The 15,616-nt window shown below is 43.8% G+C and carries 15 protein-coding genes; 5 read left to right on the top strand and 10 right to left on the bottom strand.

The annotated features are described in order from the left end of the window. Positions 1-6: 6 nt before the first annotated feature. The 7 genes from rseP to rpsB form a co-directional block, all read right to left on the bottom strand. A complete protein-coding gene (gene rseP, locus B4K11_RS11520) occupies positions 7-1,368 on the bottom strand; it encodes an RIP metalloprotease RseP (protein WP_348703419.1) in 1,362 nt (453 codons plus the stop codon). 1 nt (position 1,369) lies between these two features. Beyond that, positions 1,370-2,182 (bottom strand): phosphatidate cytidylyltransferase, encoded by an 813-nt coding sequence (locus tag B4K11_RS11515; RefSeq protein WP_292956803.1) that lies wholly within the window; start codon positions 2,180-2,182, stop codon positions 1,370-1,372. Beyond that, positions 2,175-2,933 (bottom strand): polyprenyl diphosphate synthase, encoded by a 759-nt coding sequence (gene uppS / locus B4K11_RS11510; protein ID WP_292956770.1) that lies wholly within the window; start codon positions 2,931-2,933, stop codon positions 2,175-2,177. The genes B4K11_RS11515 and uppS overlap by 8 nt, the downstream gene beginning before the upstream one ends. A 39-nt stretch (positions 2,934-2,972) precedes the next feature. Beyond that, positions 2,973-3,530 carry a ribosome recycling factor gene (gene frr / locus B4K11_RS11505; protein ID WP_292956767.1) on the bottom strand — a complete coding sequence of 186 codons (558 nt, stop codon included), beginning with the start codon at positions 3,528-3,530 and terminating at the stop codon, positions 2,973-2,975. Beyond that, positions 3,520-4,278 (bottom strand): UMP kinase, encoded by a 759-nt coding sequence (gene pyrH / locus B4K11_RS11500; RefSeq protein ID WP_292956764.1) that lies wholly within the window; start codon positions 4,276-4,278, stop codon positions 3,520-3,522. Before pyrH ends, frr begins: the two co-directional genes overlap by 11 nt. 96 nt (positions 4,279-4,374) lie before the next feature. After that, positions 4,375-5,235 (bottom strand): translation elongation factor Ts, encoded by an 861-nt coding sequence (gene tsf / locus B4K11_RS11495; RefSeq protein WP_292956761.1) that lies wholly within the window; start codon positions 5,233-5,235, stop codon positions 4,375-4,377. 107 nt (positions 5,236-5,342) lie between these two features. Beyond that, a complete protein-coding gene (gene rpsB / locus B4K11_RS11490) occupies positions 5,343-6,083 on the bottom strand; it encodes a 30S ribosomal protein S2 (protein ID WP_292956758.1) in 741 nt (246 codons plus the stop codon). A 242-nt stretch (positions 6,084-6,325) separates the two neighbouring features. Here rpsB and map point away from each other — a divergent pair, with 242 nt between their 5' ends. Genes map through B4K11_RS11475 form a run of 3 tightly spaced genes read left to right on the top strand, consistent with a single transcriptional unit; the run spans position 6,326 to position 10,152 of the window. After that, a complete protein-coding gene (gene map / locus B4K11_RS11485; protein ID WP_292956755.1) occupies positions 6,326-7,096 on the top strand; it encodes a type I methionyl aminopeptidase in 771 nt (256 codons plus the stop codon). 40 nt (positions 7,097-7,136) lie between these two features. Beyond that, on the top strand, positions 7,137-9,839 hold the full coding sequence (locus tag B4K11_RS11480) for a [protein-PII] uridylyltransferase (protein ID WP_292956752.1): 2,703 nt from the start codon (positions 7,137-7,139) through the stop codon (positions 9,837-9,839). Positions 9,840-9,858: 19 nt separating this feature from the next. After that, positions 9,859-10,152, top strand: coding sequence for a DUF1244 domain-containing protein (locus B4K11_RS11475; RefSeq protein ID WP_292956749.1), 294 nt, complete (start codon positions 9,859-9,861; stop codon positions 10,150-10,152). Between the two features lie 7 nt (positions 10,153-10,159). Here the strand turns inward: B4K11_RS11475 and B4K11_RS11470 are convergent, their stop codons facing one another. Both B4K11_RS11470 and B4K11_RS11465 read right to left on the bottom strand, forming a co-directional pair. Then, positions 10,160-10,648, bottom strand: coding sequence for an LPP20 family lipoprotein (locus B4K11_RS11470; RefSeq protein ID WP_292956746.1), 489 nt, complete (start codon positions 10,646-10,648; stop codon positions 10,160-10,162). Between the two features lies 1 nt (position 10,649). Continuing rightward, positions 10,650-11,333 (bottom strand): FlgO family outer membrane protein, encoded by a 684-nt coding sequence (locus tag B4K11_RS11465; protein ID WP_292956743.1) that lies wholly within the window; start codon positions 11,331-11,333, stop codon positions 10,650-10,652. A gap of 209 nt (positions 11,334-11,542) precedes the next feature. On the opposite strand from B4K11_RS11465, the gene B4K11_RS11460 reads away from it, so the two are divergent. Then, complete coding sequence (locus tag B4K11_RS11460; protein WP_292956740.1) at positions 11,543-12,757, top strand: flagellar assembly protein T N-terminal domain-containing protein; 1,215 nt, start codon at positions 11,543-11,545, stop codon at positions 12,755-12,757. Between the two features lie 61 nt (positions 12,758-12,818). Here the strand turns inward: B4K11_RS11460 and B4K11_RS11455 are convergent, their stop codons facing one another. Continuing rightward, positions 12,819-13,475: an OmpA family protein gene (locus tag B4K11_RS11455; RefSeq protein ID WP_292956737.1), complete on the bottom strand. Its 657-nt coding sequence runs from the start codon at positions 13,473-13,475 to the stop codon at positions 12,819-12,821. A gap of 224 nt (positions 13,476-13,699) precedes the next feature. Here B4K11_RS11455 and B4K11_RS11450 point away from each other — a divergent pair, with 224 nt between their 5' ends. After that, on the top strand, positions 13,700-15,610 hold the full coding sequence (locus B4K11_RS11450; protein ID WP_292956734.1) for a beta-ketoacyl synthase: 1,911 nt from the start codon (positions 13,700-13,702) through the stop codon (positions 15,608-15,610). The last annotated feature ends 6 nt before the right edge of the window (positions 15,611-15,616 follow it).

Below are 15,616 nucleotides of genomic sequence, written 5' to 3'. Positions count from 1 at the left end.
TGTTAATCATAACCGCATAAAGTCGTTAAAAATGGCTACGAACATCAATGTCAGCAGCATTGCCATACCTAATTTCAAGCCTAACACTTGCACACGTTCACTTACCGGCTTACGTGTTATCAACTCTATCGTATAATAAAGTAGATGCCCGCCATCTAAAACAGGTATAGGCAGTAAATTCAAAATTCCCAAGCTGATACTAAGATAAGCCAAAAAGCTAATATAGGATTCTAAACCGGAAGCGGCAGAGTCACTCGCCACTTTAGCAATGGTTATAGGACCACTCAAGTTTTTTACTGAGATAACCCCTTCAATCATCTTCCAGATGGAATCAAGGGTTAGCGATATCATTTGAAAAGTTTTACTAAACGCCCTTTCAATACCTGAAAGCAAACCGTATTCAAGCGTCCGCTTATACTCTTCAGGCCATGCTACCGAACTTGCAGCGGCGCCAATGTAACCATAACTGACACCCGTTTTATCAACTTTTACCTCGGGGGTAATATCAATACTTACAACGCCGCCATTACGAAGAACTTCAAGCTGTAAGAGAGTACCAGGATTAGCTCTTACCAATTCAACAAATGCATACCAATTGCCTAATGGCTGCTGGTTAGCCGTAATTACTTCATCCTGAAGCATCATACCCGACAGTTCAGCACTCCCCCCCTCCACTAAACGCCCTATAACTGCGGGGACAGCAGGACGCCAAGGTACTAGGCCCAATGCAGATACTGGAGATTCCTTATCAACATCTACATTCCAGTTCTGCAAGAAAACTACGTAATCTTTTGCTAAGGAAGCATCCATTTCCTTCACCCGCAAAGTTAACTGACCACTCTCACCAACACGACCGGCTAGTCTTAGATTAACTTCATCCCATGTCAGCGTCTGCTCACCATCAACCGCAAGGACCTCGAACCCTTGGGGAAGTCGAGCTTCAGCAGCAACAGAGCCCGAAGCAACAGAGCCTACAATCGGAGCAACAGTCGAAACCCCTGAGACATACATAAACCAATAAGCAAAAACTGCGAATATAAGATTAACGGCAGGGCCTGCTACAACAATAGCCATACGCTGCAGCACCGGCTTACGATTAAACGCCTGATCTAACTGCTGAACTGGAACATCCGCTTCACGCTCATCCAACATTTTCACATAGCCGCCCAATGGAATTGCAGCTATAGCATATTCAGTACCCTTACGATCTTTCCACGAGCACAAGGCCTTACCGAATCCCACTGAAAAACGTAGAACCTTTACCCCGCAAAGCCGAGCAATATAGAAATGACCCCACTCATGGATTGTTACCAAAATACCTAAGGTCAATATAGTGACAGCTATGGTATGTAATAGATCCAAAGCCATACTAAGCAAGCACCATGAACTGCATACCCAATACAAATAAAGGTGCAGCTGCCGTTAAGCTATCGATACGATCGAGGACTCCGCCATGCCCCGGTAACAGCTGACTACTATCCTTAATGCCTCGATGGCGCTTCAACATACTCTCAAACAAGTCACCTAACACCGATATTAAGCCGGTTATAAATGCCAGAACCGCCAATAGAATCAACTGGGATAATTCATAGCCTAGAATGAGCGCATATGACACAGCAATAAGCAGGCACGCAAATAGCCCGCCATACAAACCTTCTCGAGTTTTCCCTGGACTAACATCTGGAGCCAATTTTGTACGCCCAAAACGCTTACCCGTAAAGTAAGCCCCGACATCAGCACCCCAAACCAAAAGAAATAACAGCAGTATCAACAAATCACCGCCATCGACTGCCTTCATACTGACAAATGCAAACCAGCATGGAAGCAAAACTACAAATCCAATTAACGCCCGAGCAAAACGACTTCCCCATCCAGATATCGCTGGATACCTAATGACTGCATAAAGAGCAAAGCACCAAAATAAAACGGCAAACTGTAGAACTATATTACTTGAAATACTCGGTAGATAGTAATGCGCTAACGCTACCAGCACCGCAGCAACCACAACATAAGCCCAGCGTTCTTTGGTGGATTGATAACCAGATAGATTTGCCCACTCCCAGGCAGCCACAAGAATGACAGCATCCATCAAATACACGAAACCAGAGAAGGGAAGCCCAAAAACTCCCAACAGCGCCAAAGGAGCCAAAATAGCTGCTGTAATCAATCGCTGCTTAAGCATTTCCAGCCTCAACTTGCTCACTTGTTCGCCCGAATCGACGCTGGCGACTGCTAAAATCATGGATAGCTGTCAGCAAATGCGTTTTATCAAAATCTGGCCAATAAGCATCAGAGAAGTACAATTCGGTGTAAGCGAACTGCCATATCAAGAAATTACTAATACGCTTTTCACCGCCTGTACGTATACACAAATCAGCTTCAGGTAGTTCGGCTAATGACACATCCGATGAAAACAGCTCTTCAGTAATATCATTAACTGATAATTCATTATTTACACAGCGCTCAGCTATACTCTTCGCCGCTGAAACTATGTCCCATCGCCCACCATAATTGGCGGCCACATTAAGCTGCAGGCCTGTACATTCGGCCGTCATAGTTTCAACTTTTTCAATCTTTTTCTGCAATGAACTACTAAATGCGGTTTTATCACCAATAACGCGTAAGCGAATATTGTTTTTCAGAAGCTTCTTAGACTCACGATCTAAAGCCAGCTTAAACAACTCCATCAACCCACGAACTTCCAACGGGGGACGTTTCCAGTTTTCAGAACTAAAGGCAAAAAGAGTCAGAACCTCGACACCCGATTCGATACAGCCCTCAATCGTGGAACGAACACAATCGACGCCAGCCTTGTGACCCGCGAGCCCAGGCAGATGGCGCTCTTTTGCCCAGCGGTTATTACCGTCCATAATAATTGCAATATGGCGGGGAGCGTTTTTCACTGAATTGGAGAGGTTATTAGTAGATTTCATGCATAAATTCAGCGGCACTTTGCAGCACCGCTGCTTCGATCAAATTTCCATTAGATCTTTCTCTTTTTGTTCCAAAAGCACATCAACTTCTGCAACAAACTTATCCGTAATTTTCTGAATCTGATCTTCGCCGCGGCGTAGATCGTCTTCAGTGATCTCCTTCTCTTTTAGAAGATCTTTCAAATCGCCATTCTCATCACGACGAATATTACGAATTGAGACACGAGCACTCTCAGCTTCCTGGCGTGCCTGTTTTATATAGCCTTTACGCGTTTCTTCAGTCAAAGGAGGCATCGGAACACGAATATTCTCACCCGCCGTTGCTGGATTAAGGCCTAAATTAGAGGTCATGATTGCTTTTTCAATCACTGGAACCATAGGCTTTTCCCATGGAATAATTGATAAAGTACGACCATCTTCAACTGAGATATTAGCAACCTGACTCAGCGGAACATTAGATCCGTAATAAGGAACCTGAACCCCTTCCAAAATACTTGGGTGGGCTCGACCTGTACGAATCTTTTTAAAATTAGTGACAAGAGCATCCAAGCTCTTTTGCATACGTTCAGCAGCATCCTGAGTCATTTCATTCAGCATATTTTTCTCCAACCGTTTCGCTACTATCAATCAAAGTGCCTTCACCACCGCCAACAACCATATTGGCTAAAGCACCTGGCTTATTCATATTAAACACACGGATCGGCATATCATGGTCACGCGTCAAACAGATCGCTGTAAGATCCATTACACCCAACTGCTGATCCAATACCTCATCAAAACTAAGATGCAAGTAACGACGTGCTTTAGGGTCTTTTACTGGGTCAGCCGTATAAACGCCATCAACCTTTGTTGCCTTAAGCACAACATCAGCATCGACCTCAATACCACGCAAGCAAGCTGCTGAATCCGTTGTGAAAAATGGATTACCCGTGCCTGCTGCAAAAATAACAACATCACCTTGGTTTAGATAACGGATAGCATTACGTCGATCATAATGATCAACAACACCGCTCATAGGTATTGCAGACATCACGCGCGTATTGATATTACTGCGTTCTAGAGCGTCACGCATAGCAAGCGCATTCATAACGGTTGCTAGCATTCCCATATGGTCGCCAGTGACACGATCAAGACCCGCCGCATTCAATGCTGCGCCACGGAATAAGTTACCGCCGCCTATCACCATGCCAACTTGGACACCGATTCCAACCAGCTGTCCTATTTCCAAGGCCATACGGTTAAGCACATTCGAATCGATACCGAAGCTTTCTTCGCCCATTAGGGCTTCGCCGCTCAATTTGAGCAAAATACGTTTATATTTGGACTGTTTTTCAGTGGATGGCATCCGTCTATCTCCGCAAAAATTGAGATCAGGATAGTGTATCAGGAAAAGAGACGATTGCGCATGCAGAACATGCGCAATCGGAAGGATTTACAAAAATTAACCGTTTAGCTGCGCAGCAACTTCTGCAGCAAAATCAACTTCTTCAATCTCAATACCTTCACCCACTTCAATACGAGTGAAAGCTGTAACAGTTGCGCCCGCATCTTTAGCAACTTGACCAACTTTTAGCTCAGGATTCTTAACGAACGCCTGCTCTACCAAGCTATTTTCAGCCAAGAATTTATTGATACGACCAATAACCATTTTTTCAGCGATTTCAGCTGGCTTGCTAGCCATATCAGGCTGAGCAAGAATAATTTCTTTCTCTTTCTGAACTGTTTCAGCAGGCATATCTTCTTTGCTAACAACCTGCGGATTAACCGCAGTAACATGCATAGCGATATCTTTAGCAGTCTCTTCGTTACCGCCTTCTAGCTGAACAATTGCAGCGATCTTCTTATTGCTATGAACGTAAGCGCCAACAACACCACCCTCAACAACAAACAAACGACGAACACCAATGTTCTCGCCGATCTTCTGAACTAATGCATCACGCGCATCAGTCAGTTCACCCGCCATTAGCGCTGCAACATCTGTAGATTTAGCAGCAAATGCTTTCTCAAGAACAACATCAGCAAACGCAAGGAAACCCTCATCACGTGCCGCGAAGTCTGTCTCAGAGTTAACCTCAACACCAACAGCATAGCTATTGTCTTCAGCAACCTTGATTACTACAACACCTTCAGCAGCAGTACGGCCAGCTTTCTTAGCTGCCTTCATGCCTGAAGCTTTACGTAGCTCTTCAATTGCTTTTTCTACATCGCCTTCAGTACCCTGAAGTGCTTTTTTACATTCCATCATGCCCAAACCAGTACGGTCGCGCAGTTCCTTAACCATTACAGCGGAAATCTTCGCCATTATCGATACCCCTAATAAATTGTCGTGGGTTATTCAAAAATCCAAAAAAGGGGGCCAAGCCCCCTCTTATAAATCAAAGAGAATAAATAACTGTTTTTACAGTTAAATTACTCAGCCGCAGCTGGAGTCTCTTCAACTTCTACAAATTCATTCTTGTCGCCAGCGCCTGTATCTGAACCTTCAACACATGCATCTGCAGCAGACTTAACATAAATCTGAATAGCACGAAGTGCATCATCGTTACCAGGGATAACAACATCAATACCGTCTGGGTTGCTGTTAGTATCAACAACACCAATAACTGGGATACCTAGCTTATTAGCTTCGTTTACAGCGATACGCTCGTGATCAACATCGATTACGAACAAAGCATCAGGCAAACCGCCCATCTCTTTGATACCACCGATTGAACGCTCAAGCTTTTCCATTTCACGCTGACGCATCAACGCTTCTTTTTTAGTAAGCTTTTCAAACGTACCGTCTGAACTCTGTGATTCAAGATCACGAAGACGACGGATAGACTGACGAATAGTCTTATAGTTAGTCAGCATACCACCCAACCAGCGGTGGTTTACATATGGCATTTTAGCGCGAGTAGCTTCTTCTTTGATGATTTTGCTAGCTGCACGTTTAGTACCAACAAACAGAACTTTGTTCTTGTTTGATGCCATGTTTTCAATGCTTTCCAATGCACCATTAAGAGCAGGTAGTGTGTGCTCTAGGTTGATGATATGGATCTTGTTACGAGCACCGAAAATGAATTTAGACATTTTCGGGTTCCAGTAACGAGTCTGGTGACCGAAGTGAACGCCTGCTTTAAGCAGGTCACGCATAGTAGTTTGAGCCATTATATTTCCTAATATAGTTTGGGTTAGACCTCCACGAACCCCAACATTCAACCCTAAGGCACCCTGAATATTGTGTCGGCACGTGTGTGATATATTTGCTTATGCAAATTGAGCGCGGATTTATACCATAACCGCAGTTATAGATAAAGCTTATTTCTCTTAACCGCACATGATTGATACAATCCCCTCCAATATTTTTTACACGCTGTATAAAAAGAATTTAAAGGACATAATCCGTAGCTATGAGCATCAAAATCAAAACTCCTGAAGAAATTGAAAAAATGCGCGTTGCTGGCCGCCTTGCCGCCGATGTTTTAGTTATGATTGAACCCTTCATCAAGACAGGGGTTACAACCAACGAACTAAACCAGATCTGTCATGACTATATAGTTAACGAACAACAAGCCATCCCAGCTCCGCTTAACTACCACGGTTTCCCTAAATCTATCTGCACATCAGTCAACCAAGTCGTTTGCCACGGCATCCCAAACGACAAAGCCCTGAAAAGCGGCGACATGATCAATGTTGACATTACCGTCATTAAAGATGGCTATCACGGTGATACCAGTAAGATGTTTTTTGTAGGCAAAGAACTACCCCACGCCACTAGACTGGCTGAAGTCACACTAGAATGTATGTACCGCGGCATCCGTCTTGTAAAACCTGGCGCCCGCCTTGGTGATATAGGCCAAGCAATACAAACCTATGCAGAACAAAATCACTACACTGTCGTTCGTGAATATTGTGGTCACGGAATAGGCGCAGAATTTCATGAGGAACCACAAGTATTACATTATGGAAAAGCAGGCACTGGCGAAATTTTAGAAGAAGGTATGATCTTCACTATCGAGCCTATGATTAATGCAGGAAAACGCCAGGTAAAGCTATCAAAGAAGGACGGCTGGACTGTCGAAACGGCTGACCGCCGCCTCTCTGCTCAGTGGGAACACACCATCTTAGTCACATCAGACGGTTATGAAATATTAACCCTTCGCCCTGATGACACTATTTAATTATCAATTACTGTACTAACACATTGCGGATAACGTACTAATGCCGACCACACTGCATCAACAACTTGCTGAAGAAGAGATCATCAACCTCTCTGACTTTGAATTACAGCTTGCCAACGCGGCCTCCACACTACCAGTTTATAAAGAGGCCTTAGGCAAGATCAAAGAAAGTTTAGATGAACGCTTTAAGGACGGCGACGACATCCGCAAACTTGTTTACGGTCGCGCATGGGAAATTGATCGTATTTTACAGACAGCCTGGGCTCAATTTAATTGGCCCGAGGGCAAAATTGCACTTATCGCTGTAGGCGGCTATGGACGAGGCGAACTCCACCCACACTCAGATATAGATCTATTGATACTACTGAGCGACGATTTAGACGCAGAAAACCACCACGATTCAATTAGCGGCTTTCTTACTCAATTATGGGATATGAATCTAGATATAGGTTCCAGCGTACGCACCATAAGCGAATGCTACAAAGAAGCCCAAAATGACATAACCATTGCCACTAATTTAATAGAATCAAGAACACTCACAGGGAATGACCAACTCCACACAGAGATGTACAACAAAGTAACCTCTGAAGATGCCTGGTCTGACAAAGAGTTCTTTATTGCTAAATTAAATGAACAAAAAGAACGACACAAGAAAACCAATAACACTGAGTACAACCTAGAACCTAATCTTAAGAACTCCCCTGGCGGCTTACGTGATCTCCAAACAATCGGTTGGGTTGCAAAGCGACATTTCGGTTCCACCTACATCCGCGATCTTGTTGCAGACGGTTTTCTGACCGAACCCGAACTGGAGATATTAAACAAAGGTGAACTGTACCTCTGGTCAGTTCGTTATGCGCTTCACATGATCTGTAACCGTAGGGAAGATAGGTTACTGTTTGACCACCAACGCTCACTTGCAGAATTCTTTGGCTATACAGATGAAGATGGCAAGCTTGCGGTTGAGCAATTCATGAGTAAATACTATCGAATTGCAATGGCAATGTCTGAGTTCAACGGCATACTTCTGCAGCATTTCGATGAAGCAATTCTTCGAGCAACCGAAAAACCAAACATTCAACCTTTAAACAATCGTTTCCAAATACATAACGATTTTATAGAGCTCACACGCGAAGACATTTTCGAGAAGAAACCCTTTGCTCTTATGGAGCTATTCGTTCTATTAGCGCAAAACCCTCAAATAAAAGGTGTTCGCGCCTCAACAATCCGCCTTATTCGAGACAATCGACACAGGATCGACGACGATTTCCGAAAAGACATCCGTAATACCAGCTTATTCATGGAGCTATTACGCTGCCCAGAAAGCGTATCAACCCAGCTTTCACTAATGACCCGCTACGGCATCTTAGGCAGGTATTTGCCCGCATTTGGCAATATTATAGGCCAGATGCAGCACGACCTATTCCACATATACACGGTCGATGCACATACAATGAAAGTCATACAAATGTGTCGTCAATTTAGACACAATGAATATCGAGAAGAGTTCCCTATCGCACACAGGATAGTAAACCAACTACCAAAAATTGAGCTCCTCTATATTGCAGCACTATTCCATGATATTGCCAAAGGACGCGGCGGAGACCACTCTGAACTCGGCGCGACTGACGCTCTAGAGTTTTGCGAACAACACCATCTAGGCAAATGGGATAGCCATCTTGTTGCATGGCTTGTACAAAGTCACCTTCTGATGTCAATGACGGCTCAACGCAAAGACATCTCAGACCCTGACGTCATTCACACATTCGCCAAACAGGTTCGTGATGTTCTGCATTTAGATTATCTCTACGTACTAACAATTGCCGATATTAACGCAACCAACCACACGCTATGGAATAGCTGGCGTGCCACGCTAATGCGTAAGCTCTACACAGAAACAAAACGCGCACTGCGCCGCGGGTTAGAAAACCCAATAAACAAAGAAGACCGCATTGAGCAGATACAACATGAAGCTATGGCTATTCTTAAACGCCAAGGATTAGAGCTCGAAGACTTCAATCCTTTATGGTCATCAATTGGAGAGGAATATTTTCTACACGAAACAGCTCAGAGTATTGCAGAGCATACAAAGGCCATCATCGAACACGGAAAAATAGATGAACCTTTAATTCTGATAAGACAAACATCTCACCGTGTATTTGAAGGCGCGACTGAGATTTTCATCTACAGTAAAGATATCGACAATCTCTTCGCGGCGACTGTTGCCGCAATGGACCAGCTCCACCTCAACATTCAGGATGCTCGTATTATCGTTACAGAAAGCGGAGAGGCGTTAAATACATATACCGTTCTATCTGACGATAACACCCCTCTATCAGAAAACCCTGAACAGCTGTCGCAGATAAAACAAATACTGATTGATGAACTTGATGACCCAGACGATTACCCCGATATAATCCAACGCCGTATTCCACGCCAGATGAAGCTATTCACAACGCCAACTCAGGTTTATTTAAGTAATGACCCTACACTGCATCAGACAGTATTGGAGGTCATCACACCTGACAGACCCGGCTTACTCGCCCGCGTAGGCGGTATATTCTCTGAACACAATCTATCCGTGCGAAAAGCCAAAATCGCCAGCGTTGGCGAAAAAGTAGAAGATTTCTTTTTTATTACAGATCAAACAGGCTCACCCATTGCTGACCCAGCACTATGCCAAACCTTACAAGACAAAATATGTCTTCAGCTAGATGAAAATATAGAGCTTGAAAAAACTTAACGGATACTACGAGGACACTATGGATAAAAATAAGCAAAACGAGATAGAAGCAGCCGTATTTCGCCGTCTTTTAGATCATCTAGACAATCGCAAAGACGTACAAAATATTGATCTTATGATTCTTGCAGGATTCTGCCGTAACTGCCTTAGCAAATGGTACAAGGCTGAAGCAGAACAAAGAGGTGAAGATGTCGACTATGATGCAGCTCGAGAACTTGTTTATGGTGAATCTTACGATAGCTGGAAAGAAAAATACCAACAAAAGGCTACACCAGAGCAGCTAGCAGCCTTTGATGCGATCCAAAAGAAGTAATTTAGCTTTACTGACTGATCCAGGCGCGCTGCACCTGGTTCAGATCAACTTCCATCGTTGTTGCATAAGTATCTTCCTGAACAGGGAACGTTTTTACTACTCTTGCCCCACGAACAATTCCTGATACCGCTGTTTTAAATTGATCACTCTGCAAAATCATATCTTGCACCGTTGTTGTACCAAACATGTACTGCCCATGCACAACACCCGCAAGCTCTTGATAGGCACGAAGTTTAGACGCCCTCATCGCCATTAACACTTTATGCTGGCGAGTCTGACCAGGCTGCAAGCTGATAGGCGCATAACCCGTCGCGCGAACCCAATTAGGCTCTTTAGGCTCCTCCACACTCGGTGGTAAATTAATATCAGGCAAAGCCTCAACAATCTCAACTGTCGATTCAACAACAGTTTCGCATCCCTGTAACACCAACAATGAAGGCATTAACAAACAAAAAGCAACACACTGAAGAGGCTTGCGAATAATATTTTTAATCATTTTATCTACCTACAGGCCCGCCGCGATTTTCAATAATAAGCCCCTGATTTAGTGCTTCAAGTGGATTATAACCAGGAATCCCACCTTCTAAACGCTCATTTGATATATGTGACTGACCAGAAGCCAACACTTGCCTTGTCGTCGTATCAATAACCCGTGCATTTATAACCAAACCATCGGAGTGTTGAGCATAGGTACCCGTTACCAAAAAATATATTTTATAACGCGTACGCAAACCCGATAAGTTCTGCTTCGAGATAGGCTGCTTGGTTGATGTAGTTAAACCCGCAGCCCGATAATCAACAAGGTTATAACCATGCTGCTGCAACTGATAGATAAACCCCTGTTCAATTCTTTCACCGAAGCGCCCCACCTTTCTTTCGTTATGCAAGTTCGAGAAAGGTATTACTGCAACAGGGAAGCGCTTAACTCGATTCTGCTGCAATCCTGCGGTCATCTGAACCGCCATCTGCGCCACGGCTTCACTTAATGGATCTAAACCATTGGGTAGCCCCTCAACTTGAACGACCTGACGCTGAACCATCGCTTGCTCTTTTTCAAGCAACGCTTTCTTTTCTGCTATATGAGCTTCTTCTAGCTTATTAAGCTGTGCAATCACCTCAGGACTCATACTTTCAATATGAACTTTCTCAGGCATCTCATCCTGGGTATTACGCTGTTGCATGCATCCGCCTAAACAGCAAATCAACAACAAGAGTAAAGTATTTTTCATCCTGATATCCAAAACTCAAAGGTTAAGCCCGACAATCTAACATAATCATCAAAGCATAGGGAGTATGCTCAAACCGTTTACAATAGCCACACAATAAAATACTGTTCTGAAATCAGTGACATATTCATCACCTTCTTTTAATAATCGGTCATTTGGCAAATATGTTTAATAAAGCGCTCACATTTTTTATCGCTACTCTCTGCTGGCTCACCTCCACCGCGGCCTTTGCTGTTGTCGTTGAAGCTGAAGGAGTGGCCATTATTATGAACAAAGATATCGTTTCAGCACGGGAAGCTGCGATACGAGATGCGTCCCAACAAGCATCAATGCAGGCAGCGGTTTATATTTCAAGCAGCCAAGTGGTGAGAGACGGCATCTTAGCAATAGACAACATGCAGATCAGCACATTAGGCCAAGTCTCTGATATAGAAGTAGTAAGTGAGAAAATCATTGGTTCCACACTACACGTACGCATCAAAGCCAATGTACTTATTGATGAAGGCTGCAGCAACGGCAATAACAATCAGTACAAAAAAACCATAGCGTTAGCCGGGTTTCCATTGATTAAACCGTCACAAGCTAGTTTAGGTGGATTGCATAACATTAGCAGCGAACTACCCACTATGCTTGGACAGTCATTCAACTCATCGGGCAACGCAATTGCTCTTGACGCTGGCCGAATCAATCTACACCCTAATCCCATCCAAGCAAGTACATCACAACTCGATGATGGCACTCTGACAAGCATGCTAAGCACTATCGGCCAACTGGACGTAAACTATGTTATTTCAGGTGTCATCCGTGATATTTCAATGATAGATCCCCGGACTCACGCAGAAACTGATTACTTCCTAGATCTATATAATAAGCTCGATTACAAAAGTAAGCGGCACTTGAGAAATTTTGAAATTGATCTTTTTATACATGATGGTTTTTCAGGCCAGCTAGTTAGTCAAAAACATTACCAAACCATGGGGCTATGGAATTTAGACCGCACCATCTCGACAGGCTTTGCTACGGGACAGTTCGCAAAACAAGACTATGGCCAAAAGGTCAAAACACTGCTTAGCAAAATATCAAAAGAACTCACAACAGATCTAAAATGCGAGCCTTTTACTGCCAGAATCACACGCATAAACGACCGCACTGTCTGGATTAATGCTGGCAAGCAACAAGGACTTAAGCGCGGTGACAAACTCACAATCTACCGCCGCTCAACATTCTTCACACCTCAAATGCATGCAAAGACCGAACTCACCAATACTCAGCAAACACTGATTATTGATAACGTTCAAGCAGGTATCGCTTCTGGAAATCTTAGCAGTGCAGCGGCATCTAATAACATTCGCACAGGGGATTTAGCGATTGCTCGCTGATACAGCCATGAAAAAAGGGGCATAAAGCCCCTTACAAATAAATTCTTTCGACAAATTAATATTAACGACGGGTGCCACTAATATTAATTTCTACTCGACGGTTCTGTGATCGCCCTGCAGATGATTTGTTATCTGCTACTGGATAACGTTCACCATAACCCCGTGTATTAATACGAAGCTGTGCGATACCTGAGCCTACCAAATAATCACCCACACGAGCAGCACGTCGCTCCGACAACTGCTGGTTATATTCGAAAGAACCGGAACTATCAGTAAAGCCATCAACATTAAGTTCGGTTTTATCAAACTTAATCAAAACCTTAGCTACAGAATCCAGCACTGGATAAAAGTTACTTGCCACTCGATCAGAATCTGTCGCAAATGTAATATTGCCTGGCATGATTAAACGAATAGAATCACCTATACGCTCAACCTGAACACCTGTACCTTGAAGTTCTTGACGCAACAAAGCTTCTTGCTGATCCATGTAGTAGCCAATACCCCCACCTACTGCACCACCAACAATAGCGCCGGTTAAAATACCTTTATCTCGATCACCATCACTAGAAACCGCAGCACCCAATACAGCACCAGCAATCGCGCCAATGCCTGCTCCTTTTGTTGTATTACCGACTTTTTGTTCTCCCGTGTATGGATCAAGAGTTTGACACCCAGACAAAAGAACACCAGCAACACAAACTGCGAACAGCTTTTTCATAACTAACTCCAAAGAAATGACTATAGCCTAAATAATAACCCTACCGAGGCTTAATAAACACTGACTAAAAAACAATTAAACAAATAAACAACTTCTTGCTAGTCAGTCATGCGAAACACCGATAAAATAATGGCAATATTTCGAGCTGCACAGTTTTCCATATGCTCAATAGATCTATTTACCGTTAGCTAACTGTAGTTTTACCCGTCATAGAGGAGCTTCAATTGTCTCAACTTCCTGTCATTGTTGGTTTTGGTGGTATTAACCCCGCAGGACGAGCGTCTTTCCATCATGCTTATCGTCGACTGATCATTGATAAGCTTGATACTCATACACGCCAAGAGACGTTAACTGATCTTGCCATTTTAACAGGGCTAGCAACGGGTTCGAATGGGAACTACCTAAATCAGGATGGTCAAGAGTGCAGCGCGACAGACCTAATACAAGAATTACAAACTCAGCTTCTTAGCAACACACTCATTCGACGTATTGAAAAAAGCTGTTTTGATGTAGATAAAGTGGTATTCAACAAAGCCGCCTGCCTCAACTTTGGCGAAAATAAATTAAATTTCCGCCTAAGAAAAAGGCAGATGCCACAAAATATTCCTGAAAGCTGGGAAGTTAAAGAAACAGCGCCGGGTCAATTTGATATACAAGTATCAAATCATATGGATGTCATCATCCCTGACACTAAGAAGGCCCCCGTACAAGCGGCAGGTCAACTTCCTAGCGGCTTTGAACCCGGAAAACTGTATCAGTCTCGCAACCACCCACGAAATCTACAGATGACTGTTTTTGCAGCTTCTGATGCGATATCTTCCTGCGGTATACCTTTTGAAACGATCGCAAATAGCGTAGCTCCTGATAAGATAGCAGTTTACGCAAGCAACTCTATCGGCCAGTTAGACGACTATGGTTTTGGCGGACTCACAAAATTCCCTTCTCTAGGTAAACGCACAACATCGAAACAGATGCCTCTAGGCTACGCCCAAATGCCCGCAGATTTCGTCAACGCCTACATTTTAGGCAATGTCGGCACAACGGGAGGCTCACTAGGTGCCTGCGCCACATTCCTCTATAACTTAAGAAGCGGTGTAAACGACATACGTTCAGGCAGACGCAAAGTTGTATTGGTGGGCGGTAGCGATTCCCCTGTCACACCTGAGATCATTGAAGGCTTCCGCGCTATGGGCGCGCTAGCTGAAGATAAAGACCTGCTCGCACTGGATAAACTATCCGAATTAACAGATGACGACTATCGCAAAGCTTGCCGCCCATTTGGCAACAACTGTGGTTTTACGATAGGTGAGAGCAGCCAATTCACACTATTGATGAGTGATGATTTAGCAATAGAGTTAGGTGCAGACATCTACGGCGCTGTTCCTGAAGTATTTGTTAATGCAGATGGGCACAAAAAATCCATTTCAGCACCGGGGATCGGCAACTACATCACGCTAGCTAAATCGGCCTCACTTGTACGCAATATGCTAGGTAAAGAATCCCTACAACAGCGCAGTTTTGTTCAAGCGCACGGAACCAGTACTCCACAGAATAGAGTCACTGAATCCCATGTTATCAATGAGACAGCTAAAGCTTTTTCTATTCAAAACTGGCCTGTTGCGGCGATTAAATCTTATATCGGCCACTCCCAAGGAACAGCCGGTGGCGATCAACTAAGCAGCTCTCTTGGGACATGGAAGTACGGCTATATACCTGGAATTTTAACCACTCCAGAATTTGCTAGCGACGTACACCAAAGCAACCTATTTTTCAGCAATCAACACATAGAAGTTGGCAGCACAGGTATGGATTCGGTCTTTCTAAACTCGAAAGGCTTCGGAGGCAACAATGCATCCGCAGCGGTAATCGCCCCCCATATTGTCAAAAGCATGCTACAAAAGCGTTATAGCAAGTCTGAATGGCAAACCTATGAAACAAAGCTAGAAACAACTAGGCAAGTTGCCAATGCCTATGACCAGAGCGCTATTCGCGGAGAAGCTAAACCTCTCTACCTTTACGACCATAATGTGCTTCAAGGGGAAGATTTACATATAAGCGATAAAGAGATAACGCTGCCAGGTTATGACAACCCAATAAATCTAGATGTTGAAAATCCGTTTGATGATATCTGCTAACTATAC

This window comes from Neptuniibacter sp. UBA6509 (assembly GCA_002435145.1).
Taxonomy (GTDB): Bacteria; Pseudomonadota; Gammaproteobacteria; order Pseudomonadales; family Balneatricaceae; genus Neptuniibacter.
Note: the sequence above shows the minus strand (reverse complement) of the source record. Positions and strands in the feature narration are given on the sequence as shown.

Bases quoted from the DNA above. Each gene is read 5' to 3' on its own strand.
- B4K11_RS11470 (WP_292956746.1), bottom strand. From the start codon at position 10,648: ATGATTAAAAATATTATTCGCAAGCCTCTTCAGTGTGTTGCTTTTTGT.
- tsf (WP_292956761.1), bottom strand. From the start codon at position 5,235: ATGGCGAAGATTTCCGCTGTAATGGTTAAGGAACTGCGCGACCGTACT.
- B4K11_RS11465 (WP_292956743.1), bottom strand. From the start codon at position 11,333: ATGCAACAGCGTAATACCCAGGATGAGATGCCTGAGAAAGTTCATATT.
- B4K11_RS11460 (WP_292956740.1), top strand. From the start codon at position 11,543: ATGTTTAATAAAGCGCTCACATTTTTTATCGCTACTCTCTGCTGGCTC.
- B4K11_RS11480 (WP_292956752.1), top strand. From the start codon at position 7,137: ATGCCGACCACACTGCATCAACAACTTGCTGAAGAAGAGATCATCAAC.
- uppS (WP_292956770.1), bottom strand. From the start codon at position 2,933: ATGAAATCTACTAATAACCTCTCCAATTCAGTGAAAAACGCTCCCCGC.
- B4K11_RS11515 (WP_292956803.1), bottom strand. From the start codon at position 2,182: ATGCTTAAGCAGCGATTGATTACAGCAGCTATTTTGGCTCCTTTGGCG.
- frr (WP_292956767.1), bottom strand. From the start codon at position 3,530: ATGCTGAATGAAATGACTCAGGATGCTGCTGAACGTATGCAAAAGAGC.
- B4K11_RS11455 (WP_292956737.1), bottom strand. From the start codon at position 13,475: ATGAAAAAGCTGTTCGCAGTTTGTGTTGCTGGTGTTCTTTTGTCTGGG.
- map (WP_292956755.1), top strand. From the start codon at position 6,326: ATGAGCATCAAAATCAAAACTCCTGAAGAAATTGAAAAAATGCGCGTT.
- rpsB (WP_292956758.1), bottom strand. From the start codon at position 6,083: ATGGCTCAAACTACTATGCGTGACCTGCTTAAAGCAGGCGTTCACTTC.
- rseP (WP_348703419.1), bottom strand. From the start codon at position 1,368: ATGGCTTTGGATCTATTACATACCATAGCTGTCACTATATTGACCTTA.
- B4K11_RS11475 (WP_292956749.1), top strand. From the start codon at position 9,859: ATGGATAAAAATAAGCAAAACGAGATAGAAGCAGCCGTATTTCGCCGT.
- pyrH (WP_292956764.1), bottom strand. From the start codon at position 4,278: ATGCCATCCACTGAAAAACAGTCCAAATATAAACGTATTTTGCTCAAA.